A 26,885-nucleotide genomic window follows, 5' to 3' on the forward strand; every position below is an offset into this window, starting at 1 on the left:
TGAATCACCTGAGGTTTTGTGCCGCCTCCATTGTGGGCTGTTCCTCGGTGTTGAGGGCAGCGTAGTAGAGAGTCTCGAACTCGTTGGGTGGGAGCAGCCCGACGCTGGAATGCAGCCTGCTGCAGTTGTACCAGTCGACCCAGGCCGCGGTGGCGAACTCGACGTCGGCGATAGCCTTGTAAGGCCCGGCGTGGAAGATCGTGGTGCGGATGCACTCGGTCTTGTAGAGGCCGTTCGCTGATTCGATCAGCGCGTTGTCGTAGGCATCCCCGACTGATCCGATCGATGCCGCGATGTGTTCCAGGGATAGCCGCTCGGTCAGCCGAACGGAGGTATATTGCGACCCGGCATCCGAATGATGTATGAGCTCACCATCTTTCACTGGATTTCCGTCGTGGGCGCGTTGCCACAAAGCCATCCGTAACGGGGTGGTGACCAGGCTGACGTCCTTACTCGTCGAGGCGTGCCAAGCCACTATTTTGCGGGAAAACACATCGACGATGAACACCACGTACACCCAGCCCGCCCAGGTCCGAACGTAAGTGAAGTCGGTGACCCAGACGCGGTTGGGTTCCTCGGCGCGGAACTGCCGGTTGAGGAGGTCGCCGGCACGGATCCCGTCGGCAGCCGGGATCGTGGTACGGATCCCTTTAGATCGACGAATACCGTTGAGCCCCAATGTCTTCATCGCACGATCCACCGCCCCGTAGGACACCCCGGGCATACTGGTGCGATCCAAGTGGGCGCGCATCTTCACGCGCCCGTAAAGCCCTTCCGGGGTCATCCGACGCCGACCGTGATGATCGATACGCCAGGCGACGTCACCGACTGCATTGATGGTCTGGGCGTCGGTGATGGTGCGTGTGGCGGGTCGGCGACTGCGCCAGGCCCGGTAGGTGCGTGCGGCGATCNGGCAGCCCTGTTCGCACAGGATCCGGCAAATCGACTCGACCGCAGCACCTTTGGATCGCATCGTGTCGATGAAGGCGATGATCATCGGTTGCGGGGGTCGAGTTCCCCCGCGAAGAAAGTTGTTGCTGCTTTGAGGATCGCGACATCCTCACGCAGTTGCCGGTTCTCGGCTTTGAGCTTCTTGATCTCGGCCGATTCCTCCGAGGTGACACCGGGGCGTACGCCCCCATCGATCTGCGCCTGCACCGCCCAGCGACGGACCGTTTCCGCGCCCACTCCGACCTGCTTGGCGATAGCTTGGCACGCTGCGGTCAGCGACGGATACTCCCCGCCATGGGTCTCCAACAACCGCAAGGCCCGCTCCCGGACCTCCGGCTCGATCTTCTTCGGCATAATCGCCATCCTTCCTAACTCAGAAGGAAACGGCACAAAACTGGGGGTGATTCAGGGTGAAGGCCCGCTCCCGGACCTCCGGCTCGATCTTCTTCGGCATAATCGCCATCCTTCCTAACTCAGAAGGAAACGGCACAAAACTGGGGGTGATTCAGGGTTACTTATCTCCGCTTGGTCAAACGTCGGTAGTGGTCGAACAGGATGTCCTGGCGGTCGAGTTCTGGCAGGTCGTGGTCCTTGATGCCGAATACATCGTCGACGACGTAATCGAGTTCTCGGTGTGCCTGGTGGAGGTGCTCGGGAAGTTTGGCGGGGTCGTACATGTCGGCGAGCGCCATATTCGTGACGCTGGCCCGGGCGGCGATGATGCCTCCGCCAGCGGCGATGATCGCTGCTCGACGAGCATCGTCAATGGTAGGCAACGGGAATGTGTTCCAGGCGAGGAGCTTGTTGAAGCGGAGGTCGGACTTGATGCGACCCCCGATCGTTCGCTGCCAAACCATGAACATGGTTGACGAGATGGCAGCGAAGATGAACCCGTCGGGGTCCGGGGAGAGGAAGTTCGCATCGCTGCAGATGACGTCAGACTCGTAGCGTTGGGACAGGAAGTAGGGGTAGTTCTCGCTGATGTGACGCGGGATGCATAGGTAGGCAGTGTCGGGTTGGGACACCTGGCGGAACTCGTGCGCGGTCGATGCTGCCTCTCTGGTGGACTCGGCCCTGCTGTCTAGGCGGAACTGAGTCGCAGCGGCAACTCTCTCTTTGAGAACGGGGCTTCGCCGCAGGTCGCCTTTGTCCGCGTCGCGCAGCCATAGGCAGTAGCGCATGGTGTCGTGCAGCAGTTCGCGCGCACCGACGTAGCGGCGGACGTACTTGGCGGCAATGGGATCGGCCATCACGTGCGCGTAGTCGTCGGCTTCGACGATGAGGTTTCCTCCGTCGGTTGGTTTGTTGCCGTATGCCACCGCCCCGATCTGCGGGTTGAGAGGGTTGGTAAGCGGTTCGACGAGGACATGGGGGCCGTCGGTGAGGTATGGCGTGATGTTGGTGACGCCAGCCCGCTCAACGGGCGTGCCGCCGAGGCTCGGGTAGTCGAAGAGCCGGGGCTGCGTGACCTTTCTGGCGAAGCCAATGATGATGCAGTGCACTGCAGCCCTACCAGCGGCCTCTGAGGTCCACGGGAATGTCCTGTGGGCGAACTTGATACGCCATTTGTGTTCGACGACTCGGCGGAACAGCGGGGCTACCGCTTCGCCTTGGAGGACCGAGTTGGTGGATACGAATGCCCAGACGCCTTGGTGGTTCGAGAAGTAGTCGATCGCCTTTGCATACCAGCCGGTTACGTAGTCGAGTGTGCCGTGATAGCCGGTGCCCCACACATTTTGGAGTTCGGCTGTCTGTTGGGCTGTGCGTTGGCTGATTCCGAGGAATGGCGGGTTTCCGGCGATGATGCTGGTTGGCCCGGCGGGCATGACGGTCTCCCAGTCCAGGGACAGCGCGCTTTGCACCACAATGCGTGTTTGGGTCTGGATAGGAAGGCGCCGGGGGGCGTCTCCGAATCGTTGCTTCAGTTTGAGGTCGCACTGGCGGTTTACGAGGAACATTGCGGTTTCGGCGATGCGCGCGGGCCACTCGTCGACTTCGATGCCGTGGAAGTGATCGAGGGTGACTTTCAGCGACAGTGTGGGGTCAAAGGACAGTTGGCTGTCGCCGTCAATCTCCTGCAGTTGCTCCATGATCTGGAGTTCGAGGTCGCGAAGCTCGCGGTAGGCGACGATGATGAAGTTCCCGCAGCCGCAGGCGGGGTCCATGAAGCGAATGTCGCCGAGCTTCTTCCAGAGCTTGTGCAGTTGTTTGGCGGGATCGGGATGCGTGCGAGCGGTGTCGAATTCAGCTCGCAATTCGTCGAGGAAGAGTGGATTGAGGGTCTTGAGGATGTTGTCCTCGGAGGTGTAGTGCTCGCCTAGTTCGCGGCGGGTGCGGGCGTCGCGCACCGATTGGAACATTGATCCGAAGATGGCGGGGCTGATTGTTGACCAGTCCACGGCGCAGGCTTCGAGTACTGCGTCGCGGAAGTCTTTGTCTACGGCCGGGATGGTGACTTGTTCGTTGAAGAGGCCGCCGTTGATGTATGGGACGGTGCGGGAGGCGGTTGCGCTGTTGAGGTCGGCGAACAGTTCGTTGAGTTGGTCAGCCAGGGTCGAGGCGTCGGTGGTTGTTTCTCGGTGTATGAAGTCGCGGAAGGCGTCTGGTTTGCCGTCTGGTTCCCACATTTCGGTGTCGTCGCCGAACATGAGGAACAGGATCCGGGCCATTGTGACCGAGATTTCGTGGTCGCGTATCGGACGGTCAGTGCTGTCGGGGTAGGCGCGTTCGAGGGTGGTGTACATGCGTGCCATCAGCTTGGAGGCGCGGCGGGACTCGTTCTTGGCTTCGATGTCGAAGGCGTCGCGGACGCGGGCGAGGAGGGTGTTGGCGTCGAGTTCTTGGTCGAGGGGGAGGCGGATTGCGTTGAGTCGGGCTTCGAATGGTGGATCGGGGTCGTTGTGGCGGTGGCGGTGGCGGGTGAGGCGGGTTGCCGTGGTGTTGTCGGCGCTTCGCCGTGCGGGCCAGCGCCACACCTGCTCGGACTCGTTGTGGAATATGACGAGTCGGTCGGTGGTGGTTGTGGCGATCACTCTGTCGATCTCGGCTTCGATGCGGGAGCCGGGTATTCCTGGGCAGGACCACACTCTGATGCCTCGGTAGGAGGCGATGTTGGTCGCGGTGTGGATCTGGCCGCCTTCGGCGGTGAAGTTGACTGGTGGGTGGTCGGGGGCGTTCCAGTTGAGTTCGTGCAGGAACAGGTCCTGGTGGCGGCTCTGGTCGGCGAGGGCGATGGGGGTGGGTGCGCTCATGCGTCGCGGACTCCGATCGAGCAGACGAGCTTTATGTTGTCGGTGTCGGTTGAGCGGATGACGAGCCGGTCGTCGCGGTGCAGTTGCGAGATCAGGTCGGAGAGGTCGTCGAGGCTGTAGCGGTTGCGCCGGGCCTGGGTGAGTCGCGATGTTGCGTGCTCGGTGAGGGGCCGCTCTTGGAGGGCATTGAGTGCGTCGGAGGCCTGGGCGAACAGGGTGTTGCCGCCGAGGCGTTCCCACACCCATTTTCGGATGCCTTTGAGGTTGCCGGCGGCGAGTGCTTCCAGCGTCAGGGGGCCCTGCAGCAGTTGGCGTTCGAGTTCGAAGTGGTCGGGTCGTTGGTCGGCGGTGGGGGTGTCGATCTGGGCTTGGAAGATCCGCATGGCTTCAAGGGGTGTGAGGAGCTGGTATGCGTTCTCGCCGGAGGGGTCGGTGGTGCCCGATGCGAACGCTTCAACGCCGGAGTCTGTGGACACGAAACACGCGACTGAGCCGTGGTTTTCGGTGAGGTACTGGTCTCGGGTGGAGTGCACGAGGTCTTGCATGGCGAGGACCTTTGCGGCGATCTCGGGGTGTTTGGTTTGTGCGTTGGACCAGGCGAGCCAGGCTTCGCTCACGGCGTCCGCCTCGCCGTCGATGTCTTCGGCGTCATCGGCGACTTTGCCCTTGTAGAAGTCGTCGAGGATCTTGATCTCGGCGGGCCCCCCGAAGAACTGTTCGTCTGAGCCGAACGCCTCTGCCGAGGCCCCGAGCCGGGTCTTAATGCGCTGCCGTAGGTTGATCTGCTGTTCGATCTTGTCGTGGCTGATGAGGTACACGTACACCGTCTCGGATTTCTGGCCGACTCGATCGACGCGCCCGGCCCGCTGAATAATCCGAATGATGGCCCAGGGCAGGTCGTAGTTGACGACGATGTGCGCGTCCTGGAGGTTCTGTCCTTCTGAAAGGACGTCGGTAGCGACCAGAACGTCGATGGGGTGCTCGGGCGTGGCCTCCTCGGCGGTTTGACCGGGAACAGCGTTGGATTCTGGCGAGAATCGGCGAGCCATCTCTGCGGGGTTGTCGGTGTTGCCCGAGACCAAGCCGACGTTGGAAATTCCGGCTTCTGTTAGGGATTGGGCGATGTAGTCAGCTGTGTCGACGTACTCGGTGAAGATCAGCACCTTTTCGTCTGGGTGGTCGTTGCGTAATAGGTCGACTAGGGCGTTGAGTTTCGAATCACGGGTGGGGTCCCAGCTACCAAAACGGTCTAGCAGCAGCGTGATCCGTTCGTTGTCAGCTGCCAGATCGCGGCGCAGTGCAGGGGTGAAGACCGCGCTGTTGATCCACTTGGTTTTGGCCGGCGCACTGGCGCGTAGTTCCTCGTAGCGGCTAGCGAGGGATCCGTGGGTGACTGCGGAGTCTTCGAGGTCCTCGTCGGTGACATTGATTTGTTTGTCGGTGAAGCTGCCGACGGGAATGGGCAGCTCCTCGTCTATGGCGTACACGAACAGCTCGTTGCGTGCGCGTTGTCGCTGCAGGGACAGGATGAAGGAGTGTCCCGATGACGAGAGTCGCTTGAACAAGCCGGTACGCACGAACCCGCTGACGTTGCCCCGGCCGGAGCGTATGTCGGCCAGCGCCGCGGTGTCGGTGCTGGAGTGTGGCGCGCGCGGGTTGTCGTAGTCGGCGAGGCGGTACCGGGGAAGCGTCAGGGCCTGGACTGTGTTGAGGGTGGCGTCGTCTTCCATGAGGGCGGCTGGGTCGTCGGATGCGAAGTCATGGCTGAGCGGTCGGGCGATGCGTTCCGGGAAGTAGAACTTCTCACCGTTGGCGAATCGGAGGAATTGGCGTTGTTGCTGGGTTCCGTCGGCGAGGTCGATGGTCTCGGTGGCGGCCGTGCGCTTGACGAAACTTCTTGTGCGGCGCACCAAGTGGTCGCTCATGAGGCGACGCCAGTCGTCAGCATGTTCGGAGCGTCGGAACGCGAGGAGGGTGTTAATTTTGCCGTCCACCTTGTCGCGAAGTCCGGGTTCGGCCGCGAGTGCCGCTGAGGGGACGATGCCGAGGTCTTGATCGTCGTCGATATAAAGGCCGATCTGGCTGGCGACGTCGAGGAAGGCGAGGTTGTAGGGGGTGGCGGTGAGGAGTAGCACTTTAGACGAGTTACGCCGGATGTAGTCGTGAATCGCTTGATAGGCAACGGTTCCGCTGTTCCGGAGGTTATGCGACTCGTCGCAGATCACCAGGTTGAAGCGCTTCAACTCGGGAAGTATTTTGTCGACCATCGAGTAAGGGACGACCTTGGCGTTGAGGTCGTATTCGTCGATGTAGCGCTCCCACATCGGTTCGAGGTTCTTGGGGCACAGGACCAGCGTCGAATAGTCCTCGGCGGCTTGCAGCATCAGGGCGGTGGCGACTGCGGTCAGTGTCTTGCCCAGGCCCACGACGTCGCCAAGCATCGTCCCTCCGCGGCTGACGATGCGGCGCGCCAGTGTGCGAACGGCGCTCTCCTGATAGTCGAGAAGCAGCGTGCGCATCGATTCGGGCAGCACGTAGCCGAGCCCGTCGCGTGCGTCCTGGGATAGCGCATGGCAGACCTTGAGGTACACCTCGAACGGTGTTGGCTGGAGTTCCGATGCCCACGACTCGGCGATGAGATCGATGATGTCGGCGCTGATTTCGAGTGAGTAGCGGTCTTCCCAGCGCGCGTCGAACCATTCGGCGATCTTGGCGCTGGCGTCGGAGTCCTGTACGTCGATGTTCAGTTCAAGGTTCGTGGTTAAGCCCGCATTGGTCAGATTGGAAGATCCGACGAATGCCCAGCGTGAGTGGTGCTTCTTGCTCGGCGATTGGAAGAGATAGGTCTTGCCGTGCAGCGGCTTCTCGGTGAAGACCTTCATCTGCACCGATCCGCTTTCGAGTTGGCGCTTCAGCGTTTGCAGCGTTTGCTGTCCCTGGGATGTGGCCAGGCCGCGCATGAGTTGGTTGCGCAAGTGCTTGACCAGTTGGTCTCTTCGAGCGCGGGCTTTGCCGGCGTCGTGGATGTCTGCTCCGTACGGGGCGGGCTGGACTTCATGCTGGAGGGAGTCGAGGATCTGCTGGGAGTCCGACGGCGCGACCATTCCCACCAGGATCCTGGCGATGGGGTCGGTTTGTGCGCCGCCCGCGGTTTTGGCGTCGACGAGATCGGCCAGGCTCGACCAGCCGCGCAGATCGAGGTAGCCGGTGGCTACGTCGAACGTGTCGTACTCTTCCAGCGCTTCTCGGAGGGCCGGCCGAAGACGCGTTTGATCGGCGAGGTTGTCATAGATGTTCGGCATTCGTCCCCTCAGTGCACCCGTTCGCCTTCGGTGCAGAATGCCAGCCCAAGACGTTGATCAAGGTTAGCGGTGTGGATTGTGCCGTTGGGAACATGGCCAGGGTCGGACACTTCACCGGCCTGGCTCCGGGACGTGTCGTTGTTGCAGGTCAGAAGGGTGCGGCCGAGACACCCCGAGGGGCCGGACCTATGTCAGGGCCGCAGCTGTTGGCGCCTCGTCGGGGCTGACCGGACTGGCGCAGAGGACGCGGGGACGTGCTATTTGCGCTGGTAGGCGGCTATTTGTGCGGAGAGGGTTGCTGCGTCGTCGCTGTTGACGGTGAGGATGTGCGCCGGGGTGTCGCCGAGTTCGGTGGCGGGTCGGATGTAGGCGTGGCCCTGGCCGCGCTGCAGGCTCCAGGCGCCCGGGTGGCCGAGGGCGGCCATGGACTCCTCGCGCCGGAAGGTGGAGAAGGCGATCACCGTGTCCGGCCGGAAGCGCACTGCCGGGCCGAAGGCGGGCACGGTCCAGAGGTCGCCGTCAGGGTGGAGCTGCTTGGTGGAGACGATGAGGCGGATCCCGAGGTCGGGGCCGCGGTCGATGATCCGCTGCACGGTGGCGGCGGCCGCGGGGTTGGGTTCGAGGAACTCGTCGAGGTCGTCGACGACGATCACGAGTTCCGGTTCGAGGCCCGCGTGGGTTGTGGTGGTCCGTCTGTCGATCTCGTCGTCGATGTAGGCGCACCACTTCGCGACGTCGGGGTGCACGTCGTCGCGGTTGTCCCACGTGTCGAAGCATTGGACCGCGAGGTGTGGGAGTGCCGTGATGTCGTGCAGGAAGCCCCATTTGCCGCCGGCGCAGGCGAAGGTGACGCGCTCGGGCGGGTAGGAGGCGCACAGTGCCAGCGTGATGGTCCTCAGTGCGGCGGTCTTTCCGGTGCCGGGGATGGCGAGCAGGGCGATGACGCTGTTGGCGGCGTCCAGGTGCAGGGTCGCCGCGGTGGTGGGTTCGTCGATCGCTGTGGCGATCGGGAGGGTCAGGTCTCGGTCGGCGGCGTGCTGGTGCCAGGCGGTCGTCGGGGTGTGGGTCGCGGGATCGGCGATCTGGAGGGCGTCGAGGAGCCGGCGGTCGGGAGAGGGGACGCCGCGGTGGGGGTCGTTGTCGTCGAGGGTGCCGGCGGGGGTGACCGCGCGGAGGGCTTCGGTGTAGGGGACGTGGTGTCGGCGCTGGTAGGCGCGTGCGGCGTTCTTGCGCGCGTTGGGGGTCATGGCGGATCTCCTCGTTGTGCGCGCGGCCGTGGGTGCGGATCCACACCTTCCGCGGCGGCCGCGGTGCAACGGGCATCTCGGGCGCGGCGCCCGGGGGGCGTTGTCCTGGTGGCGGTGCCGGTGTGGGGCGTCCGTTCGAGGAGTGCAGCCGCACGCCGGCGGCATGGGCTCAAGGATAGGGCTGCGGGCGCGTGCGGAAGGTGGGGACGTGGCATCACCGCTGTTCGGTGGGCTGGCATGCGCGCTGATTAGCGGGCTTATCAGCGCCGGGGTGGCGTGCTGGGCGGCGCTGCTGGTTGCGTGATGCGGGTGAGCGATGACGCGTTGTTGGTGGAGCAGGCCCGTTCGATCGCGGCGCAGCTGGATGCGCGGTGGTTCGCCGATTTCGACGAAGTGTGTGGGTTCGCCGAGATCCTCGCCGCGGCCGGCTCCTTGGTGTCCCCTGTTGATGTCGTCGAGTTCTTCCGCCGGCCGTGGCGGTACTCGGCCGAGCACGACGTGTGGCAGCGGTGTGGCCGGCCGTCGGATGTTCGTGGGGCTGCCGGCGAGGTGTTGGTGGCGCTATTGGATGCCGGCGGTCGCGGCGCTCCCCCACTGACGCTCGCCCCCTAAGTGCGCTGCGCTGGGGTGATGACATGTCCCTGCCGTCGGCGGCGGCTCCAGCGCAGCAGCCCGGCCCTCGGTGCATGGGTAGTCGGCGGGGCCGCGGGCGAACATGGCCGCCGACGACGCGGGGACGTGTCGTCGTCGCTGTTCAGGATGCCTTTTGGCTGCTCTTGAGGGCCTCGGATTCGGCCTCGGCCACCAGGTCCTCGGCGACCAGGTACACCGTCGGCCGGCGCTCGACGCCGGACGCCGGCTCGACGCGCACGCAGCGCAGTGCGGTGCCGGGCGGGATGATCACCTCGTCTTCGCCGGCGTTGGCGGAGATCGCCTTCACCGGCAGGCCGTCGCGGGTGCGGATGGCCATCAGGTAGGAGCCGGACCCGCGGTCGGCGAATCGGGTGGCCGTGGCGGTGCGGGTGGTGGCCGAGGCAACCTGCCCCAGTTCGACTTTGGCGCCGACGGGGAACGCGGTGGCGAGGTAGTCGGCCGGCGTGCCGGTGTAGCCGGTGGGGACGCGGGTGCCGCGGATGACGGTGACGGGTTCGCGGGTGGTGTTGTGGCGGGCGAACTTGTCGAACGCGCTGCGCAGGTGGGTACAGGTGTTGGCGATCGCCGGCGTGGGTGAGGTGGTGCGGCCGGTGAAGACATCGTTGATCTGGATGTAGGCCCCGGATCCGATGTGCCGGCCGCTGGTGTACGTGCGCAGCGCGTCTCGTTCGTCGGCGGTGAGAACGGTGTTGACGAAGCGGGCGTGGGTCTTGGCGAGGTCGCCGATCGGGGTGGTGCGCAGCGTGCCGTAGACGTCGTGCAGTCCCCAGGCTTTCAGGTCTCCGCCGCGGCGGGTGATGACGGTGTAGTCGTGAGCGGTTTCGGTGCCGTAGGAGCGGATTCCGCTGTGCTGCAGCAGATTGTGTGTGGCGTCGCCGAGGCTGGGCGCGGGCAGGGTGTGGTGCGCGAAGTGTGGGATGCGGGCGCCGCCGCGGGTCGGTGTGCCCAGGGCGTGGTGGTAGGCGGTGGTGTAGGCCTGCTCGGGGTTGTCCCCTGATTGTGTGGCGGCGTGGCGGGCGGCCTGGCCGGCGGCTTCGGCGGCGGCTTCGGCGGCGGCCAGGCGCTGGCGGTGGTGGTGTCGGGCGGTGGCGTCGAGCAGCTCGGTGCGCAGCGGTGTGGCGGCGGCATCGACGATCTCGTCCCGGGCATGGGTCAGGTGTTCTGCCAGGAACGCCTGCTGCTCGTCGGGACTGGGGAGCCGGCCGTAGGCCGCCTGGGTGGCCAGCTGCAGCGCGGTGTCGGCGTGGGATCGGTACGCCTGCTGCTGGAGATCGTCGATGCCGCCTGGGGGGTGGTCGAGTGGGGTGAGGACGGGGATGCGGTTGGCCATCGTGACGGCGGTCTTGTACTTGGAGGCGGTGGCGAGGACGCGGTAGGCCTCACCGTCGCGGTAGGCGATGGCGTAGTCGCCGCGGCGGGTTCGGTACACCGCGGTGTTGGCGTCGAGCAGGGTCGCCGGCGTGGTGTCGACGAGGCCGCCGGGGCGGTGGATGGGGATCTCCGCGTGCTCGGCGATGGTGGTGTCTCGTACGGCGCCGGTCAGGTGCGGCGGCAGGGTCGCGAAGGCGGCGTCGACGTCTGGGCGGATGTCTGCGCGGCATGCCGTGATGAGCGCGTCGACGTCGGTGTCGGTGAGGGTGGCGAGCAGCTCGTCACGCTGGGGGCCGGGGGCGGCTCCGAGGTGCTCGGTGACCGTGCGAACCGTTAGTTCGGTGTGCAGCTGCTGGGCCTGCGCGGTGAGGGCGTCGGCGGCGGCCGCGGACTTCTGGTAGGCGGCGCGGGTGTCGCCTGAGCATCGGCGGGGTCCGCCGGGGTCGTTGGTGGCCAGGCACATGGTCAGTGCTGGGGTGCGTCGCGGTCGCCGGACACCGGTGTTCTCCTTCTGTGGTCGTTCGATGGAGAAGTACCTGCCGGCGGCGCGGTTTCCGTCGCCGAGCTTGCGGCAGGTTCTTGGGCCTTCGGTTGGTCCTGGAAACGGGCTGTTTCGGGGCCGGGTTTTGGCTCTGGCCGCTGTTAGCGTGGAGGCACGTCCTCGACCCCCCGGAGGACGTCACCGCGCCCCTGGCCGCTCCTCCCCCCTGCGGCTGGGGGCGCACCATTTCCCGCTCAGATTCCTGGGCGGCGGCCACCTCTTCGTGCCAGCGACGGCCCTAGACTCTGCGTATCGCCGCACACGGTGGCGTGAATCCCGGCATCGACTGCAGCCGCCCACATCGGACAGTCACCTCCAGTCCGGGACAAGACCCCACGGGTTCCGTGTAGCTACCCAGCAAAGGCACTTCCGCGCAGATGTGGGCGACGCGGAGGAAACGACTTTGGATGGGAGATTCCCCTTGTCTGACAACGAGTCCCGTAAGCGTGCTGCGCGTGAGTTTCAGGCAGCCAATCCGGGCACGTCCTACACCCGCGCTCTGCGGCAGGTGTCCCACGGGCGGATCCGGCGGCCGCTGGCAGCTGTTCTCGGCACTGGCCTCGACGGCCGTGCGGTCGAGGTGAACCTGGAGTGGGAGAGCCGCGGCGGGAGCGGTCCACACTGCGTGGTCGTCGACGATGAGGTGTCGTCCCTGCTGGCCGTGCTGGCCGCCGGGCTCGCCGCCGGGCAAGCTCCGGGTGACCTCGAGTTGGTGCTTTGCGCGGGCGAGGACGTGCGGTTGCAGGTGACGCACTACCGCCGGGTCGACGCCGGCGAGTTGGCCGAGATCGTCGACGAGCTGCTGCAGTCCCGGTACGAGTTCTTCCGGTCGATCGGCGCGCGCGACATCGAGGACGCCCGCCGGCACGGCCATCAGGTGCCAACGACGGTGGTGCTGATTGAAGACACTGACGGCATCTGGGCGCGCTCGCAGGAGTTGGCGCACTGGTTGCGTGTGGGTCGGTCGGCCGGCTTCAACCTCGTGGTGGGGACGCCGATCGCCCCGCCCACCGCTTTGACCTCGGCGGATGACATGTCCCCGGCGTTGGTGCTCGAACGCGTCGTGCACACCGCGACGCTGGGCAACGGGCTGCTGGCCAGCATGACAACGGCGGCGATCTTCAACCGCGGCGAGGGCCGCGGGACGCTGCGCACGCGTGGACGGTGGGACGGGGTGCGGCGTGTTCAGGGCCCTGATGTGCTGACCGACTTCGACTTCACACCTCGGGGCGCTCGACTGGGTGAGCTGGGGATTTAGCCCGCTGCGAAGCGCAGACCAGGTGTGGGTGGCGGTGGGTAGCGTCGATAGGTGGCCGCTGCGCGTTCTGTAGTGCGCCGGCGGGCGACGCCGGCGCCGATGCTGGCCACCCTGGGTCCCCCGCCTACCGGTGACCAGTGGGCGGTGGAATGGAAGTTTGACGGCCAGCGGGCCACATTGGTCGCCGACCGTGGCGAGGTCCTGATTTTCTCCAGGAACGGCGCTGACATCACCCGTACGTTCCCGGAATTGACTTCCGTGAGTCAGGTCGTCGGCGCTCGGTCGGTGGTGCTCGACGGTGAAATTGTCGCGCTCGATGCGCAGGGACGCCCGTCGTTCACGCGGTTGCAGCGGCGTTGGCCGCAGCAGCGGCGGCCTGGGCCTACCCTCTTGCGTGAGGTTCCTGTGCGGCTCATGGCTTTTGACGTCCTTTCGGTCGACGGGCGTGATCTCACTGGTGAGCCGTACGTGAGGCGACGCGAGGCGTTGGAGTCGTTAGTGTCCGAGGATCCTGGGGTGTTGACGGTGCCGAGAGCGTTCTTCGGTGTGCCGGCTGCGGACATGCTTGAGGTGGCCCGGGAGCACCAGATGGAGGGCATTGTCTCGAAGAGGGTGGACTCCCCTTACCGGGAGGGTCGCTCGCCCTGGTGGGTGAAAAGCCCTGTGCGGCAGACGGCTGAGCTTGCGTTGGTGGCGTTCGCCGGGCCGCCTGGGCGGGTGGGAGCGTTGTTGGTGGCGGGGTACCGCGACGATGGCGCCTTGGAGTTGGTCGGGCAGGTCGGCACGGGGTTCAGCGCAGTGATGCGTCGGCAGCTGTTCGAGGCGCTGCATCCGCTTGTGTGCGATGTCCCCCCGGTGGTGAATCCTGGTGAACAGCGGGGTTGGCGGTGGGTGACGCCGCATCATGTGGGCGAGGTGGCCTTCCGTGAGTGGGCCCCGGGGCGAGGTCTTCGTCACGCGAGCTGGAAAGGCCTGCGCGAGGTTCATGTCAGCGAGACCCGTTTGCCTACCGTGATTTAGGCGGGGATGCCGTTCTGCTCGATCCAGCTCTGCAGGCCGGGCATGAGGTCCTCGACAATGATGTCGCCGCGCTGGCGCTTGAGTTCACGCAACGTCTTGCGAGCGGTGCCGGCGAACTTCTTGTCGGCGCGTTGGCGGCATTCGGTCTCGATGGCGTCGGCGGCGCGGCCGAGTTTGGCGGCCAGGGCCGCGACGGTGGTGTCGACGGTGCGCTGCCATTCATCCGCGGAGGGGTGGTCGTCGCCGTACCAGTGCATGCTGTCCAGCGCTGAGGCGATCGCGTTGGTTGCGGCGCGTTCGGTCTTGAAGAGCGTCTTGCCGGTGGTGGGGTCGACCACGGCGGCTGCGGCGGCCGCGGCGTGCTTGGCGGCCTTCTCGGCGGCGCGTTGTTCGCGTTCGAGGTCGGTGGGTCGGCGGATTTCGCCTACGCGGGCAAGGACTTCCACTGGGGCTGAGGGGTAGCAGACCGTACAGGCGAGTTCGCCTGCTGCGTAGACGATCTGGTCTTCGTCGTGACCGCTGTACTCGGTGAGCCAGGCGTAGCGGGTGCTCGGGTAGCAGGTGGCGCAGCCCATGGAGCTGTGGACGTGGCCGCCGGTGTTCTGGACGAGGAACGCTCGGGTCCAGCCGCCTCGGCGGTCGTATTCGTCGTGGTAGGGGCGCATCTGGGCGGTGATCGCGGCGATCTTGGGTGCGTACTCGTCGGCCTGGGCGTCGAGTCGGGCAGCGCGAGCCGGGTCGGGGTAGCGGCCCGTGCGGGCGTGGTGCGCAGAGCTGCGCAGGCTGTCGGCGTGAGCGACACGTTTGGCTCGTTGGAATCCCAATTCGTTGAGGGTGGCGTCGATTTGGGCGGGCGTCTGGGTGGTGAGGTCGGTCATCAGAGGGTCTCTCCGTAGGTGTTGCGCTGGAGGGCGTTGGCGATGGCGCTGGCGATGACGGCGACCTGGTGGCAGGTGATGGTGCCGTTCTGCAGGTCGATGAGTTCGGTGATGGAGTTGCGGGCGACGATCTTGGCGGTGTCATCGAAGCCGTCGAGGCGGGCGATGGCGTCGTCGTGGGCTTGGCCGGCGTAGAGGTAGTCGCCGGCTCGGAAGTGGCAGCTCGGGGTGCTTGGCATGGGAAGTACTCCTTGTCCTGTGGTGGCGGGTCAGGACGCGTCGGCGGGTGGGTAGTCGCCGAAGATTCCGCGCTTGTCGCCCAGGGCGGCGAGTTTGTTCTGGCGGTCGGCGTCGGCGGCGAGGCGGTTGTTGCGGCGTTCGATCCAGCGGATGGTCCATACGGTGGCGGCGACGATGGCGATGACGGGGACCAGCCATTCCCACTGCCAGATCATGCAGGCGACCCAGAAGACGATGAGGGTGGTCCAGGCAGGGTGGCGCTGGAACCAGTCCTTGGCGGGTGGGGCCGCGACTGGCACGTGGACGACGGTGGGCGCGGCCAGGGCTTCGGTCCACTGCTGTCCGTCCCAATACCGCTGCTGGGCAGCGCCCGTGGGATCGGGGTACCAGCCGGCGGGCGGGGTGGTGTTGGTCATCGTGCCTCCCAAGTTCTCGTCTTCCCCACTGTAAACCGCTTTACATTTGTTGTAAAGTGCCTTTCATGGTTCGAGTTGAGAAGTACTGTGATGCCGCCGGGTAGTCGACCGGCCGCGAAACGGGCGCGCCTGCGCGCCCCACTAAAGGGAGGCTCGCTGTGAGGGTGATTGTGCGGACGCCGGCGGAGTTGGTCGCCGAGTATGACCTGCCCGATCTCGACGACAGCGCCAGCGATGCCGAGGTCCTGACCGCCGCGGCCGGCGCCGAGCCCGTGCAGCGCGGCGGCCCGGAAGTCGTCGGCGAGCCCTATGTCCATGCCCGCGTCGTCGAGCGCAGCCTGGGCAGGCTGGCCGAGCAAGGACGACGCCTGATGGAAGCCGAGTCTCGGCTGGGCGCAGAGAAGCAGGCCGCCCGGGAGTTGGCGCGGCAGTACTTCGAAGAGGGCCGGACCAAGCGAGAGATCATCGAGGCGCTGGGCGTTTCGCGTCCGACGCTGGATTCCTGGCTGGGCGAAGGAGCTACCCGACCGCGGAACAGGAGCGGCGGATGAGGTCGCGGCGGCTGTGGCAGCGAGCGAAAACAACGCTGAGCAGCCCCGATACCACGTCCCCCGATTGCTACTATTGCTGCATGGCCGACGAACAGGCGTGGGGCCGGCTGCATGCTCTGGCCGCCGGCCAATTCGGGTTGTTCACCGCAGCCCAGGCCCGCCAGCACGGTGTCGCCCGCTACGAGCTGGCCCGCCGCGCCGACTCCGGTGAGCTGTTCCGTGCCCACCACGGCGTATACGGGTTCACCGAGGATTCCGCCGGCATGTTCGCGTTCGAGGACTGGGCTGCCCAGTGGCTGGCACTGCGCCCGGAAGACGACGTGGAGCACCGCCGCGCGGATCCGGACTGCGTGATCAGCCACGACAGCGCGGCGGTGATCCGCGAGCTGGGCACGCTGGTCGCGCGGGGTTTGTTCTTGACCAGCCCGCGGCGCATCAACACGCGATCGCCGCGGGTGCACGCGTACCGGCGCGACATCGGGGCCCGCGGGATCGACTGGGACATCACCGAGGGTCTTCCGGTGGCCACGCCCGGTCGCATCATTGCCGACCTGGCCCGTGACAATCTGGATGGCTCCCATCAAGGCACGGTGATCGCCGATGTTCTGGAGCAGGATCTGTTGACGCTGCCCGAGGTGGGTGCCCGCCTGGAGCCGTTCGCCGGACAGTGGGGTGAGCGGGACGGGATCGCGTTGGCGCACCGGCTTGCGGCGGCCGCCGGGCGTCCGTTGCGGCTGCCGGTATAGCGCGGAGCATGTGCAAGGCCAGTAACGAGCCCGGCGGACCGAAACGCTGCTCGGCCGACATGCGGGCCCGGGCGCAGGAGTCCCATGACCGGGTGGCGGCGCTGGAGCAACGTGAGCGTGAGATCGAGGAGCTGCTCGACGCGCGGCGCACCTACGGGTCTGAGGCTGCGTTTCGGGCCGCGCTGAACACCCGGATCCGGGCGATTGCGCGGGCGTCTGGGGTTGATTCTGCTGAGGTCGCGCGTCGTTTTGCGTTGCAGCAGTTCGTGTCCCGTCTGTTCGATCGGGATCCGGAGTCTTGGTTGGTGACCGGCGGGACGGCTCTGCAGTTCCGGACTGCGGAGGCGAGGGCGACCGCGGATCTGGATCTGGCGGCGACCCGTGGTGTCGAGGGCCTGACTGCGGCGTTGACCGCGGCCTCGCGACGTCGTGCCGGCGAGCACGGTGATTTCGTGGTGGCGGTCAGTCCCGGCAGCGGCCCGGGAGCGTTCACCGGCAAGATCACTTATCTGCTCAACGGGTCGCGGTTCTCGGTGGCCAAGCTCGATGTTGCTGCTGGACGGGAGTTTCCGTTCGAGCCGGACACGCTGGTCCCCGATCCTGTGGTGGCGATCGACGATGTGCGGCCGATGTCGACGGTCCGGACGTACTCGGTGAGTTCGCATGTTGCGGATAAGGTCGCGGCGATGTACGAGCTGCATGGCAGCAGCGATGAGTCGCCGTCGACGCGCTCCCACGACCTGGCCGACATCGTGATCTTGTCGCGGTGCGCGCGGGTCGACGCCGAGGAGTTGCGGGCCGCGGTCCGCGGGCAGGAGCAGCGCCGCGGGATCGTGGTACCCACTCCCCTGTCCCTGCCCAGTGAGCAGTGGCGGCGCAGCTATCCTGCACGGGTCGCCGAGGCAGGTTTGCCGGCGGAGCTGCGGGACGCCGATGCTGCGCTCGTCGAGGCGAATCGGTTCGTGGGGGTAGTGCTCGACGGGCGGGTTCAGGCCGGTACGTGGGATCCCGATCGCCGATCCTGGATCCCGTTATAGGGATCTAGCTGCCATGACGGCATGTCCCCCCTTCGCACGATCGGGCCGATCAGGAGCGGCCCGGCGATGGGAGGGAGAAAATTCGTTGTTCGCGATTATGCCCCTGGTGGTGGACGCGCGTAACCGCTGCGCTCCATATGGCCCCCGCCATGACCATTCTTTACATGCAGTCATCGCAATTGCGTTTTATTGCAGAGATTTTCGAGCTACTCGGGATGTTGCCGGGTCGGTGGCTTTCCCGCAGCATTCGTGTTGAAGTTGACCGGTTGCGGCCGTTTCAGAACACACCTGCGGGCCAGGAGCAGTTGGCGATCTATCTCGAACGCGTGGCTGTTTGGCGCCGCAGCGGCGAATCGGTGAAGCGACAGTCAGGTGAGGCTGCGCAGGAGCTGACCGAGCCGGACGAGGCGCTGGCCGGATGCCAGGCACTTCGGGGCAAGGGCGGCTCCCGGTCCCCCGGAGAGCTGCTCGGCGAGAGCGGTGGGTTCGCCGGCGGCCATGACGGCGGCGATCGCGGTTTCCAGGTCGATCATGACCTGAGCAGCTGCGGCGGCCGGCTCGGCAGAGTGCGCCGCCGAGGCTGGCTCGGTTGATGCAGTTGGTGCGGTCTCCGGGGTGGGGGGCTGCTGGCCGGCGGGAGTCGGGGCGGGTGTGTTGCCGGTGTTGGTAGGTCCGTCGTCCCAGGGCGGAGTACTCGGTGTCGGCTGATCCCAGCTGTAGCTGTTTGCGGTGTTGGGGGCGCGATCGTCGATGTCGTCGTGGTCATCGGGTAAGGATGCTGGGACCAGGGCGCCGAGCGGGGATTCGGTTGGTGGAGCGAGGGATTCGGTGAGTGGGCCGAATCCGGGGTCGGTGGTGCGTTTGGTCACCGAGTCGATGAGGTCCCGGAGGGCGTCGGTCTGGGCGTCGGGTTCGGTGATGCCGTCTAGGGCGCTGGGGGCTTGCTCGATGACGACGCGGGCGCCGGTGACTCCGAGGCGGGCGACGTCGGAGGAGGTGACAGGGATGCGGGTTCCCGGGGCGGTGAGTTCTTGCAGGGGCAGGATGAGCCCAACGATGCCCTGCTGGTAGCGGCGGGCGTTGGAGGCTGCGCATCCGAGTTGGTCTTGGACGAACGCGGTGAAGCCGGTGTAGGGGCGGCCGGCACCGTCGTTGATGAAGCGCCAGTCTTCGTCGCGGTAGATCTCTGCGAGCACCTCGAACGCCGTCTGGAAGGCGTTCTGCAGCTGTTGGGCTCGGCGCAGGGCGCGCTCTTGGCGGGTTTCGGCGATGCCGGGTTCCTGGAAGACGAGATCGGCGCTCATCGCTGGTCTCGCTGCGCGATCGCGGTGTCGATGGGTGCGTCGGCGTCGTCGAGGAACGCGGTCAGGCGCTTCCGGGTGGCCGGATCGGTCCAGGCGGTGGCGATGATCTCGGTGAGGTCTGCGGTCAGGACGCCGAGTTCGGCGGTGGTGTCCAGGCGCAGCCGCTTGCGGGTCTGTTGGTCGGGCAGCAGCCGCAGCAGTGTGATGGTGACGGTGTTGGAGTCCACTGATGCGGCGGTGGTGCGGAAGGTTGCCATAATGCGTTGCTCGACAAGGGCTTTGGTGAGTGGGTCGCGGAACGGGCCGACGGGGATGACGGCCAGGGGTCCGTCGTTGTCGCCGGCGTTGCCGCGGCGCAGTCGTTCTTCGTACTCCTCGCCGGCCATGGCCAGCCCGGACAGATAGGTGGTCTTGAGGTCTTTGCGTTCGCGGTCGTCGCGGGCGAGTTCGTAGCGGCGGAAGGTTTCGGCGGCGCCGTCGGGGGTGGAGGCGTAGGCGATGGCGTCGGCGTCGCGGCGGCGTCGGGCCTTCTCCAGCTTGGACTGGACTTTGCCGAGTTCCCGCAGCAGTTCTTCGCGGGTGGGTTCCTGGGTCATGGTGTCAGTCATTGTCTCGCTCCTGGGCTTCGTTGACGCCGAAGTAGTCCTCGGCGGCGGCGGTGGCCTCCTCTTCGGTGGCCGCGGTGAAGGTGTGCCGCTCTCCGGTGTCGGGGTCTTCGATCTCGATCTCGACCTGGGCGTGCTGCTCGGGGGTGCTCATTTGGTGTCCTTCTACTTCACGACCGCGGGGGCGGTCTGCGGGAGTGCGCCGATGATGGCCTTGCACGCCTTGTTGACGCGCTGGGCGGTTTCCTGAACCTTCTTGGGGTCGCCCTTGGCCCAGCCGTCGATGTAGGCGAAGGCGCTGCCGCCGGGCTTGAGTCCGTAGTGGCGGCCGATGACGTAGGCGACGCTTTCGGCTTCGACTTCCATCGTGGGGCGCTGCCCGCCCGGGCCGCTGTGGTAGTCGTGGTGGCGTTCCATGTGGCCCATCTGGACGTGTGCCAACTCGTGCGCGAGCACGGTCGCCTGATGTGCGTCGCTGTAGCGCGTGCTGATCACGACCTTCTTGGTGGGCTTGTCCTGGGTGTAGCCCTCCGGCCCGCCTTCCGGGAGTTCGACGCGTTCGACGGTGTAACCGTGTGCGGCGAGCTGCTTCTCGAGTTCGGTGTGCATCTCCGGGGGCGCGACGCCGGTTTCGCGGGTGTAGGTGACTTCGGGGCGTTGCGGCAGGGGCGGTCCGGTGGTGTCGTCGACGTCGTAGACCGGGACGCTGAGCCAGCCCACCAGGACTTCCTCGTCGGTGCCGTCGGCCTTCTTCTTGACGATTTGGGGTGCGCGGACCCAGATCGCCTTCGAGCCGGCGACGAGGTTGCGGTTGAACTTCTTGTTCCAGACCTTCTTGAGTCCGCCGACGAAGGTGGCGTCGGGGCGTTGCATTTTGATGAGCAGCTGGTTCTGCAGCGAGTAGTGGTGGAACTGGCTGGCGTAGTGCAGCCAGTCCTGCCATTGCTCGCCGGTGTTGAGGTTGGCGATCGCGTCGTCGATCTCGCGGCGGATGTCTTCCACGCGGGTGGTCTTGTCGGCGAAGCTCACCGTCTTGGGTGGGGTGGGCGTCGGCGCGGCCGTGGTGTCGGCCAGCGCGGTCTTGAGGACTGCCTCGGTTTCCTCCAGGACCTCGACGGCGTGGGCGGAGTGGCTGTAGGCGGCTCGGGTGTCACCGGAGCAGCGGCGTGGCCCCCCTGGGTCTGTGGTGGCGCGACACACGGTTGGTACCTCCTCGGGCTGGACGCGGGGACCGCTACTGGAGTAGCGCCAGCCCGGCAAGGAGAGCTGGTGTGCGTCTTATCCCTGAAGTACCGGCCGGCAGGGGTGTTTCCGTCGCGGGGACCCGGAAGTTGTCGGGACTGTTTCCTCCCCACCCGGTGTAAGTGTCTTGCTTTTTGATGTAAAGCCATTTACATTGGTGGCGGGAGGGTGAGGTGCACAATGACGACTCGAACAGCGACGCAGGCCCGGTACCGCAACGCGTTGATCGGCCTGGCCGCCGGCGACGCCTGGGGTTATCAGGTCGAGTTCCGCAAGTACGCGCAGATGCCTGCCTACCCCGTGCCGGCCCCCAAGAAGGTGTGGCGGATCTCCGACGACACCCAGATGACGTTGGCGCTGCATGACGCTCTCGTTGACGCCGGCGACCAGCTCGACGACATCGAGGTCGTGACCAAGGCCATCACCGCTCGGTTCCTGGAGTGGCAGGTCGACCGGGACAACAACCGTGCCCCGGGAGCCACCTGCATGGGGTCGCTGGCACGGCTGCGTCACGGTGCGCACTGGTATGACGCCGACGGGGCGCTGCCGCGATACGGATGCGGGGCGGTCATGCGGTTGGCGCCGGCGGCGCTGTGCCCGGAGCCGGTGTGGCTCGGCATCACCGCACTGCAGGCCGTCCTCACCCATAAGCATCCCCGCGCGATCGCCTCGGCGCTGGTGCTTGCGGACGCGATCCGATCGGCCACCCGGTTGCGCGGGCACTTCCTCGAACACGCGATCAGTGCGGCCATGTCGATCGTGACGGGCGAAAGCCTCTGGCTGCGCGACGAGTTCCTGCTCGACGTGCTCTCCCCCATGAACTCCGACGTCGCCGGCATGCTCGCCGAGGGCGTGCGCGACGTGCTGCTCGATGCGCTGCTGGACGCCTACACGGTCAAGCAGGAGCTGGTCACGCTGTCCCCCGCCGACTACGGCGACCCCTGCACCGGGATCGGCGAGGGTTGGGAGTCGGGTTCAGCTGTGGCGGTCGGGCTGCTCGTGGCAGACATGGCCACCGCGCCCGGGCGGCGGCGCGCACCCCTCAACGGCCGCGAAGGCCTTGCGTGGGCGGCCACCAGCAACGGGGACTCGGATTCGATCGCGAGCATCGCCGGCGCGGTCATCGGTGCCGCCCACACCGGGTCCAGCTACTGGGCTGCGGTGAAGATGACCCCGCGGTTCGAGCCCCGGTACGCCAAGGCCCTACGCCACGCACCGGGAGCCGCTCGGAGCTTCCTCGCCGCGCCGGCGGCAGTCGGCCGGTAGACAGAGAGCATGGAGCACGGGGACGACCTAGCGGCTGTGGCCGCCCTGATGAGGTTTCTGCGTGCCCCGTCGTTCTCGCGCCCGCTGGCTCACCCGATCGTGTGGTCGATCGCCCAATCGGCAGCCTCCGAGATTGGATACCGCATCCTGTGACTTGTCGTACCCCTAGAGGACTATCGATACCATGAGCGCCCTGATCGTCCCCCACCTCAACTGATGCTCGGCGTTGTTAGCAGTCGCCTCACCTGTGACCAACTACGAGAAGGGATTTGAGCACGCATGTTACCCACTGAGCGTGAGGTTTTAGCCTATGACCTCCGGCAAGATGCTGCGTATACGCGGCAGCGGCTGGCTGAACGCAACTACCCCGATTCACCCACACTTCCTGGGATGCTCAATGCCGCACACCGTTTCAGCGACTGGTGCGATGCCGCCAACAGCGAACTTTTGGGAAACCCCTACGTCGATGTCGCTGAGGTGCGGGAGGCATGGCGGCGGGAAGCCGTGGCCAGCGATATCCGCTTCGTCCCCTTCGGGGATGCCGCCGCGCTAGCAGCTGTTAGCGCCGGAGCAGTGGCTCTTATGTTCACGTCGATCGGCGTGCTGGTGGGCCTTTGGGTGGGCGGGTGGTGCGTAGCCGCGGTTTCCGCCTTGCTCGCCGCCGCAGCTATAGCCTATCGACGGAGTACGCCCTCACGTCTTGCAGTCGGGCCGGATGCTGTCCATTCAAACTTGGCAGCGGCTTCAGCTCGTGAGCTGATGCAGCCGCACAGTTCATCACGCGAGCCGCGCCGCCATCCGACGAACCGTAAGCTGCGAACCGGTTAACGGCCGTGGCGGAGATCAGCAGGGCACTTCGGATCGCGCTTCCCTGAGGACGGTGATCAAGAAATGTTGCGGGGCAATAACGATAGCGGAGCGCGGTTGGCATTCCGACCCCTCGCGTCGGGCACCAGGCCGCGCACCGAATCGTCGGAGGACAGCAGCCGGCCGCTATGCCCGTCGTGCGGGCGCGTCGACGTCGTTCGGCGCGGCGTGCGTTTCACGCTGCAAGGTGAGCCTCGCTGCCAGCGTGCTACGGCTGTGAGGCCAGAAGCGTCGGCGTCTCAACGCGGTCGAGCGGTCACGCGTGTCGGTGTCGCGTGTCTGGTGATCGGCGCCATGACGTCCTGCGCGCCGCCCACCCCGCCGGCCGCGGCCACGCCTGCCCGAGACCATCGAGGAGGCCGCCGAGACTCTCGGCTCAAGAACGTTGAGGCGTTGATCCGTGCGGGCGGGCAAGAACCACGGGCTAATCCCACCGAACTCATGCCTTGCGACCCCGCCGCGACATGCACGGTCTAGAGAAAGGACTCCGGGTCCGGAAATGAGATAGGCATTTGCCGATGGCCGGGGCCGCAAGGGTGAACCACCACCAGCAGCGTCACGAAGCCGGTCTCATGAGGGGCCTCGACAACCAGGTTGGGTTACAGCCTTCGCGAGGACACCAGCGGTGGTTCGAAACTAAGCTAAGTAGAAGCGAGACACCGACGAGGCGGGATGTACGCGCCGGTATGGTTGGGCGCTGGGCCGCGCCGCGCGCAGCACGCGGGAACGGTTCGAGGCGCGGTTCGACCAGGCGATGACAATCGCGGAGTTCACCGCGGGCCCAGCTGCACATGTGGATGTGCTCGACCTCGGGCAGTGGCTGACCGAACTCGCCGACTGATGGCGGCCTCGATGTCGGTGTCAGACCTGGCGGGGACAATGAGCGGCGTGACCGAAACACCCACTAGCCACCATGTTCGCCAGGGCCCGCGCAAGCGTTCCGCCGAGGTGACGGTCGCGGATTTCACCACGCTGGTGCGGATACCGACCAAGCCGGCCACGTTTCGGGCGTTCACTGCAGATGAAGAAGCCGAGGCCCGCAGTTATGCGGAGCAGAACGGGGGAACCGTTGTGCCGCTGCCGCTTCCGATGCCAGAGGGCTATCCGGCGTACGCGTAGAGCGGCGGTCACACCGCCGGCGGCGTTGGCGGCGCGGACGTGCGATATGCGCTGCTAGTCAATCCATATCCCAGTCGGTGCCCCAGGTCTGGGACAGGAAATTGTTGATGGCGCCGATGGTGGAGCAGTAGATGACGCCCGGCCGGCGGGGGTCTTCAGAGATGACAGTGCCCACCACATGGACACCCTTGCTGCCTGGCTTGAGTCTTTCGTAGATGGGCGCCCCGCTGTCGCCGTGGTCAGCCGGCATCTGAACGGCGAACTTGGTGTCGTCCACCGAAACCACGGTTCCGCAGGTCTCCTGCGTGGTCGCCCCGTATTTGCAGACCGTGGAGCCTTCGTTGGGCACCCACGGGTTCAGCAGGGGTTCGCGTGACATGAGGCTGTACTCGCTGGGGATGTTGGAGTGGAGCCGGATGGCGATCAGATCGGTTGCGGGGTCGTGGATTTCCGGTATGAACTGGCCGATTTTGATGTTCCCGAGGCTAACCTCGGTGATGCCGTCTTTGTAGCAGTGGCCTGCGGTGTAGACGATGGTGGGGTTCTGGGGGTCAGGGAAGCTGACCGTACACCAGCGGCCGCCGCTGGTGATCATGAAGCCAGCTGTGATGGCCAGTGCGTTGGCCGGTGTGGCGGTGGCCAGGGCGGCGATGGTGGCCATCACCGTGGCGGCCAGGGCGGTCAGTATTCGGCGCATCGTCAGTACCGCAGTGTTTCTCGCTTGTACTGCTCGTATTCCTCGGCGGTGGGGGCGTCGGGCAGGACCTCGAACGCTGAAGCGGGGACCGTCGTTCCGTTGGCGGCCGCGGCGGCTTCCATGCGTTCCCGCACGCCCAGGCGGCCACGCATGGAGGCGACGCTGGCGACGGAGAGGATCTCTCGGGTCAGGTTGCGTTCGTTCATCTGCCGAACGCTCTCGTGCAGGAAGACGCCGTTGACGGCGCCGCCGGGGACGGTGGAGACGCCGATGGTGCGGTTGCGGTTGAAGATCTCGTAGCGGTCCTGTTGCTGCGGGTTCTGATCTTTGGGTGAGGTCATGGTGTCTCCTGGCGGGTGGGGGTCACGATGCGCGGGAAGCGGCGAGCAGCTGCTTCAGCTCGGGGTGGGTGGGCACGGGGATGGCTTGCTTGAGGTCCCAGATCAGCGCCTTGCGTTCGGTGTCGGCGACCGAGCCGGCGGCCACGAGCCAGAGGTCCTCGCGCTTGGCGTAGACCCGCAGGCCGAGGCGGGCTGTCTGGTAGGCCGCGGCGTGTGCGCCGGCTGCTAGTTGGCGCTGAGCCAGTTCGGTGGCCGCAGTGCTGCAGCGGTCGATGAGTTCGTCTTTGAGTAGCTGAACCGATCGCCAGGCGTAGTCCTCGTCGGGGACGTCTTCGAACGGGGCGCCGCGGATGAGATGCACTGCGGCGGTGAGCGCTTCGGTGCTGGCGCGTTCGGGAGTGTGACCGACGAGGCGGTTGAATTCCTTCCAGTCGCAGAACATGTCGACGACGAGCAGGCCGCGGTTGTCGTTGCGGATGGGGTCGCTCCCGCCCATCATCTTGCGGATCTGCGTGCGCAGCTGGCGGCGGTTGGACGGGGTGACCTGAAGGATCTTCTCTTCCCATTCCGTGGAGGTGACGCCGTTGGAAGTGGCCAGCGCCATCAACGCTTTGACGGGTTTGCGTACACCTTGTCGGGTCACCGCGGAGTGCTTGACCGGCTCGCCGGTCTCGGGGTCGCGGCCGAGAGCGTAGACCGGGCCCAAGACGTAGAGGCCGGGCTCGGTGGGTTCCTCGGCGGGCCGGCCGGGCAGCGCGGCGATCGCCTCGACGCTGCTGTCGCCGGCGCCGTCAGCGAAGTCGGCGAACGGCGGCGGGACGTCGGCGACTAGCAGCGGCGCTCCAGGCACCGGCACCGTGTGGCTCGCCGGCGTGGGTTCAGTGGCCGCCGCGGCTACGGCGGGTCCAGCCGGGGACGTGTCGTTCGCGCTGGTGGGAGCTGTTTCCGAGGTGTGTTGCGGCGCCGGGGGTTGGAGATCTGCGGAGCCTGGTTCTTGCGGCTCGTCATGGCCCGGCGCCGACGCGTCGCCGGTGAAGGTGGGTGCCGCATCCCCGTCAGGCACCAGGGTCAGGGACGTGTCGTATTCGCTGGTCAGGGGGTTGGGGTGCGGATCGGCAGACGGCGCCCCCAGCCCCGGCGCCGTCTGCGGGGACGTGTCATCGTCGCTGTTCAGGGTCGTAGTCTGCCGTTCCGCTGAGTGGCTCTCCTCGACGAGGAGTCCTTGCGCGCCCGCAGGCGACTCGCCGGGGCCCTCGGGCGCCGCGGCCGCGGTGGGGGTCAAGACGTTCTTCAGGTGCTGCCACTGCTGATCGGCAACTTCCATTCGCCGCCAGATCGGCCAGTAGCGATTGGCTAGGTAGATGCCGGCTACCGCCTCGTTGCAGAGCACGACGTTGGCTGCGTCGACGGCCTGCGAGGACACGAGGATCGGGTGCGGCTTCCCGGGGCCGGGTGCGTTGGTGTGTTCGGTGCTCAGAAGCAGCGACGTCCCCTCGGGAAGCAGCAGCGGGTCGTCGACGAGGTGCAGCCGTTCCGCGCCGGGCACTGCGAGCGCGGCGTCGGTGACGGCGACAACTGCTGCGGGTGTCTTCGACAGTGCCTGCATGAGCCACGACCGCATGATCAAGGTGGGGTTGCCGCCCTCGATGCCGAGATAGCCCACCGCGGCCAGGTTGATCACCAGGACCTCGTTGCGGGAGGTGATGCCGGCGACGACGTGGTGGGAGGCCGAGATGCTTCGTGGCAGCAACTGCGAGCGCAGCGGATGGGTCCATCCCTGCTCGGCCCGGGTCCAGTCATGCCCTTGGGGCTCGGTAGCAGGGTCGACCGGGTAGGCAGTGATCGTCGAGGCGTCGATGGACGCAGCGGCCGCGCCAACGGGTCCGAACGCCTCGGTCAGTAGCTGGGCGACGTTCTTCAGCGCCCCGTTCCCAGCGAGCAGCCACCGTGTCAGCTTGGCTGCTTGCTCGTTCACGCAGGT

General features: G+C 66.3%; 24 protein-coding genes. 9 read left to right on the forward strand and 15 right to left on the reverse strand.

Annotated elements, in window-relative coordinates; all coding sequences use genetic code 11:
* Positions 1-4: 4 nt before the first annotated feature.
* From H7J06_RS03435 to H7J06_RS03450, 4 genes are all read right to left on the reverse strand, one after another.
* A protein-coding gene (locus tag H7J06_RS03435; protein WP_264037027.1) for an IS3 family transposase occupies positions 5-1,305 on the reverse strand; the annotation gives its coding sequence in 2 pieces (ribosomal slippage) (positions 5-1,032 and positions 1,032-1,305; 1,302 coding nt in all).
* Positions 1,306-1,466: 161 nt separating this feature from the next.
* Positions 1,467-4,202 carry a class I SAM-dependent DNA methyltransferase gene (locus tag H7J06_RS03440; RefSeq protein ID WP_264037029.1) on the reverse strand — a complete coding sequence of 912 codons (2,736 nt, stop codon included), beginning with the start codon at positions 4,200-4,202 and terminating at the stop codon, positions 1,467-1,469.
* Positions 4,199-7,504 (reverse strand): helicase-related protein, encoded by a 3,306-nt coding sequence (locus H7J06_RS03445; RefSeq protein WP_264037031.1) that lies wholly within the window; start codon positions 7,502-7,504, stop codon positions 4,199-4,201. Before H7J06_RS03445 ends, H7J06_RS03440 begins: the two co-directional genes overlap by 4 nt.
* Positions 7,505-7,761: 257 nt before the next feature.
* On the reverse strand, positions 7,762-8,751 hold the full coding sequence (locus tag H7J06_RS03450) for an FtsK/SpoIIIE domain-containing protein (RefSeq protein ID WP_264037034.1): 990 nt from the start codon (positions 8,749-8,751) through the stop codon (positions 7,762-7,764).
* Positions 8,752-9,060: 309 nt separating this feature from the next.
* Between H7J06_RS03450 and H7J06_RS03455 the strand changes: the two genes are divergently transcribed.
* On the forward strand, positions 9,061-9,363 hold the full coding sequence (locus H7J06_RS03455; protein ID WP_264037036.1) for a hypothetical protein: 303 nt from the start codon (positions 9,061-9,063) through the stop codon (positions 9,361-9,363).
* A 142-nt stretch (positions 9,364-9,505) separates the two neighbouring features.
* Here the strand turns inward: H7J06_RS03455 and H7J06_RS03460 are convergent, their stop codons facing one another.
* Entirely contained in the window at positions 9,506-11,239 is a 1,734-nt protein-coding gene (locus H7J06_RS03460) for an ADP-ribosyltransferase domain-containing protein (protein WP_264037038.1), read from the reverse strand.
* A 499-nt stretch (positions 11,240-11,738) separates the two neighbouring features.
* Here H7J06_RS03460 and H7J06_RS03465 point away from each other — a divergent pair, with 499 nt between their 5' ends.
* The gene (locus tag H7J06_RS03465; RefSeq protein WP_264037039.1) at positions 11,739-12,575 is read left to right on the forward strand and encodes a hypothetical protein; all 837 of its coding nucleotides are present in this window, start codon (positions 11,739-11,741) and stop codon (positions 12,573-12,575) included.
* Positions 12,576-12,626: 51 nt separating this feature from the next.
* Positions 12,627-13,595 carry a non-homologous end-joining DNA ligase gene (ligD, locus tag H7J06_RS03470; protein WP_308205690.1) on the forward strand — a complete coding sequence of 323 codons (969 nt, stop codon included), beginning with the start codon at positions 12,627-12,629 and terminating at the stop codon, positions 13,593-13,595.
* Here the strand turns inward: ligD and H7J06_RS03475 are convergent.
* From H7J06_RS03475 to H7J06_RS03485, 3 genes are read right to left on the reverse strand one after another with little or no spacing between them, the layout of a single operon-like run.
* Positions 13,592-14,473, reverse strand: a complete 882-nt coding sequence (locus tag H7J06_RS03475; protein ID WP_264037042.1) for a hypothetical protein — start codon at positions 14,471-14,473, stop codon at positions 13,592-13,594. The two genes, ligD and H7J06_RS03475, sit on opposite strands and share 4 nt — an antisense overlap.
* Positions 14,473-14,712 (reverse strand): hypothetical protein, encoded by a 240-nt coding sequence (locus H7J06_RS03480; RefSeq protein ID WP_114739703.1) that lies wholly within the window; start codon positions 14,710-14,712, stop codon positions 14,473-14,475. The genes H7J06_RS03475 and H7J06_RS03480 overlap by 1 nt, the downstream gene beginning before the upstream one ends.
* Positions 14,713-14,742: 30 nt before the next feature.
* Positions 14,743-15,129 carry a DUF2510 domain-containing protein gene (locus tag H7J06_RS03485; protein ID WP_264037045.1) on the reverse strand — a complete coding sequence of 129 codons (387 nt, stop codon included), beginning with the start codon at positions 15,127-15,129 and terminating at the stop codon, positions 14,743-14,745.
* Positions 15,130-15,287: 158 nt separating this feature from the next.
* Between H7J06_RS03485 and H7J06_RS03490 the strand changes: the two genes are divergently transcribed.
* The 3 genes from H7J06_RS03490 (at position 15,288) to H7J06_RS03500 (ending at position 17,463) form a co-directional block, all read left to right on the forward strand.
* Positions 15,288-15,680, forward strand: a complete 393-nt coding sequence (locus H7J06_RS03490; RefSeq protein WP_264037047.1) for a hypothetical protein — start codon at positions 15,288-15,290, stop codon at positions 15,678-15,680.
* A gap of 80 nt (positions 15,681-15,760) precedes the next feature.
* Positions 15,761-16,426 carry a type IV toxin-antitoxin system AbiEi family antitoxin domain-containing protein gene (locus H7J06_RS03495; protein WP_264037049.1) on the forward strand — a complete coding sequence of 222 codons (666 nt, stop codon included), beginning with the start codon at positions 15,761-15,763 and terminating at the stop codon, positions 16,424-16,426.
* A 92-nt stretch (positions 16,427-16,518) separates the two neighbouring features.
* The gene (locus tag H7J06_RS03500; protein ID WP_264037051.1) at positions 16,519-17,463 is read left to right on the forward strand and encodes a nucleotidyl transferase AbiEii/AbiGii toxin family protein; all 945 of its coding nucleotides are present in this window, start codon (positions 16,519-16,521) and stop codon (positions 17,461-17,463) included.
* 368 nt (positions 17,464-17,831) lie between these two features.
* Here the strand turns inward: H7J06_RS03500 and H7J06_RS03505 are convergent, their stop codons facing one another.
* Genes H7J06_RS03505 through H7J06_RS03520 form a run of 4 tightly spaced genes read right to left on the reverse strand, consistent with a single transcriptional unit; the run spans position 17,832 to position 20,572 of the window.
* Positions 17,832-18,767 (reverse strand): hypothetical protein, encoded by a 936-nt coding sequence (locus tag H7J06_RS03505; RefSeq protein ID WP_264037053.1) that lies wholly within the window; start codon positions 18,765-18,767, stop codon positions 17,832-17,834.
* Positions 18,764-19,375, reverse strand: a complete 612-nt coding sequence (locus H7J06_RS03510) for a hypothetical protein (protein ID WP_264037055.1) — start codon at positions 19,373-19,375, stop codon at positions 18,764-18,766. Before H7J06_RS03510 ends, H7J06_RS03505 begins: the two co-directional genes overlap by 4 nt.
* Positions 19,368-19,526, reverse strand: a complete 159-nt coding sequence (locus H7J06_RS03515) for a hypothetical protein (protein WP_264037057.1) — start codon at positions 19,524-19,526, stop codon at positions 19,368-19,370. The genes H7J06_RS03510 and H7J06_RS03515 overlap by 8 nt, the downstream gene beginning before the upstream one ends.
* A gap of 11 nt (positions 19,527-19,537) precedes the next feature.
* On the reverse strand, positions 19,538-20,572 hold the full coding sequence (locus H7J06_RS03520; protein ID WP_264037059.1) for an ImmA/IrrE family metallo-endopeptidase: 1,035 nt from the start codon (positions 20,570-20,572) through the stop codon (positions 19,538-19,540).
* Between the two features lie 222 nt (positions 20,573-20,794).
* Between H7J06_RS03520 and H7J06_RS03525 the strand changes: the two genes are divergently transcribed.
* The 3 genes from H7J06_RS03525 to H7J06_RS03535 all read left to right on the forward strand — a co-directional run bounded on the left by H7J06_RS03525 (position 20,795) and on the right by H7J06_RS03535 (position 23,866).
* Positions 20,795-21,880 carry an ADP-ribosylglycohydrolase family protein gene (locus tag H7J06_RS03525; RefSeq protein WP_264037061.1) on the forward strand — a complete coding sequence of 362 codons (1,086 nt, stop codon included), beginning with the start codon at positions 20,795-20,797 and terminating at the stop codon, positions 21,878-21,880.
* Between the two features lie 390 nt (positions 21,881-22,270).
* Positions 22,271-22,708 (forward strand): hypothetical protein, encoded by a 438-nt coding sequence (locus tag H7J06_RS03530; RefSeq protein ID WP_264037063.1) that lies wholly within the window; start codon positions 22,271-22,273, stop codon positions 22,706-22,708.
* A 927-nt stretch (positions 22,709-23,635) separates the two neighbouring features.
* Entirely contained in the window at positions 23,636-23,866 is a 231-nt protein-coding gene (locus tag H7J06_RS03535) for a hypothetical protein (RefSeq protein ID WP_264037065.1), read from the forward strand.
* A gap of 58 nt (positions 23,867-23,924) precedes the next feature.
* On the opposite strand, the gene H7J06_RS03540 is transcribed toward H7J06_RS03535, so the two are convergent.
* From H7J06_RS03540 to H7J06_RS03550, 3 genes are read right to left on the reverse strand one after another with little or no spacing between them, the layout of a single operon-like run.
* Positions 23,925-24,563, reverse strand: a complete 639-nt coding sequence (locus H7J06_RS03540) for a chymotrypsin family serine protease (protein ID WP_264037067.1) — start codon at positions 24,561-24,563, stop codon at positions 23,925-23,927.
* 2 nt (positions 24,564-24,565) lie between these two features.
* The gene (locus H7J06_RS03545) at positions 24,566-24,904 is read right to left on the reverse strand and encodes a hypothetical protein (RefSeq protein WP_264037070.1); all 339 of its coding nucleotides are present in this window, start codon (positions 24,902-24,904) and stop codon (positions 24,566-24,568) included.
* Positions 24,905-24,926: 22 nt separating this feature from the next.
* Positions 24,927-26,879, reverse strand: a complete 1,953-nt coding sequence (locus H7J06_RS03550; protein WP_264037072.1) for a hypothetical protein — start codon at positions 26,877-26,879, stop codon at positions 24,927-24,929.
* Between the last annotated feature and the right edge of the window lie 6 nt (positions 26,880-26,885).

The organism is Mycolicibacterium hodleri (assembly GCF_025822245.1).
GTDB classification, from domain to species: Bacteria; Actinomycetota; Actinomycetes; order Mycobacteriales; family Mycobacteriaceae; genus Mycobacterium; species Mycobacterium hodleri.

Bases quoted from the DNA above. Each gene is read 5' to 3' on its own strand.
- H7J06_RS03440 (WP_264037029.1), bottom strand. From the start codon at position 4,202: ATGAGCGCACCCACCCCCATCGCCCTCGCCGACCAGAGCCGCCACCAG.
- H7J06_RS03445 (WP_264037031.1), bottom strand. From the start codon at position 7,504: ATGCCGAACATCTATGACAACCTCGCCGATCAAACGCGTCTTCGGCCG.
- H7J06_RS03450 (WP_264037034.1), bottom strand. From the start codon at position 8,751: ATGACCCCCAACGCGCGCAAGAACGCCGCACGCGCCTACCAGCGCCGA.
- H7J06_RS03460 (WP_264037038.1), bottom strand. From the start codon at position 11,239: ATGTGCCTGGCCACCAACGACCCCGGCGGACCCCGCCGATGCTCAGGC.
- H7J06_RS03475 (WP_264037042.1), bottom strand. From the start codon at position 14,473: ATGACCGACCTCACCACCCAGACGCCCGCCCAAATCGACGCCACCCTC.
- H7J06_RS03480 (WP_114739703.1), bottom strand. From the start codon at position 14,712: ATGCCAAGCACCCCGAGCTGCCACTTCCGAGCCGGCGACTACCTCTAC.
- H7J06_RS03485 (WP_264037045.1), bottom strand. From the start codon at position 15,129: ATGACCAACACCACCCCGCCCGCCGGCTGGTACCCCGATCCCACGGGC.
- H7J06_RS03495 (WP_264037049.1), top strand. From the start codon at position 15,761: ATGGCCGACGAACAGGCGTGGGGCCGGCTGCATGCTCTGGCCGCCGGC.
- H7J06_RS03505 (WP_264037053.1), bottom strand. From the start codon at position 18,767: ATGAGCGCCGATCTCGTCTTCCAGGAACCCGGCATCGCCGAAACCCGC.
- H7J06_RS03510 (WP_264037055.1), bottom strand. From the start codon at position 19,375: ATGACTGACACCATGACCCAGGAACCCACCCGCGAAGAACTGCTGCGG.
- H7J06_RS03515 (WP_264037057.1), bottom strand. From the start codon at position 19,526: ATGAGCACCCCCGAGCAGCACGCCCAGGTCGAGATCGAGATCGAAGAC.
- H7J06_RS03525 (WP_264037061.1), top strand. From the start codon at position 20,795: ATGACGACTCGAACAGCGACGCAGGCCCGGTACCGCAACGCGTTGATC.
- H7J06_RS03530 (WP_264037063.1), top strand. From the start codon at position 22,271: ATGCTCAATGCCGCACACCGTTTCAGCGACTGGTGCGATGCCGCCAAC.
- H7J06_RS03540 (WP_264037067.1), bottom strand. From the start codon at position 24,563: ATGCGCCGAATACTGACCGCCCTGGCCGCCACGGTGATGGCCACCATC.
- H7J06_RS03545 (WP_264037070.1), bottom strand. From the start codon at position 24,904: ATGACCTCACCCAAAGATCAGAACCCGCAGCAACAGGACCGCTACGAG.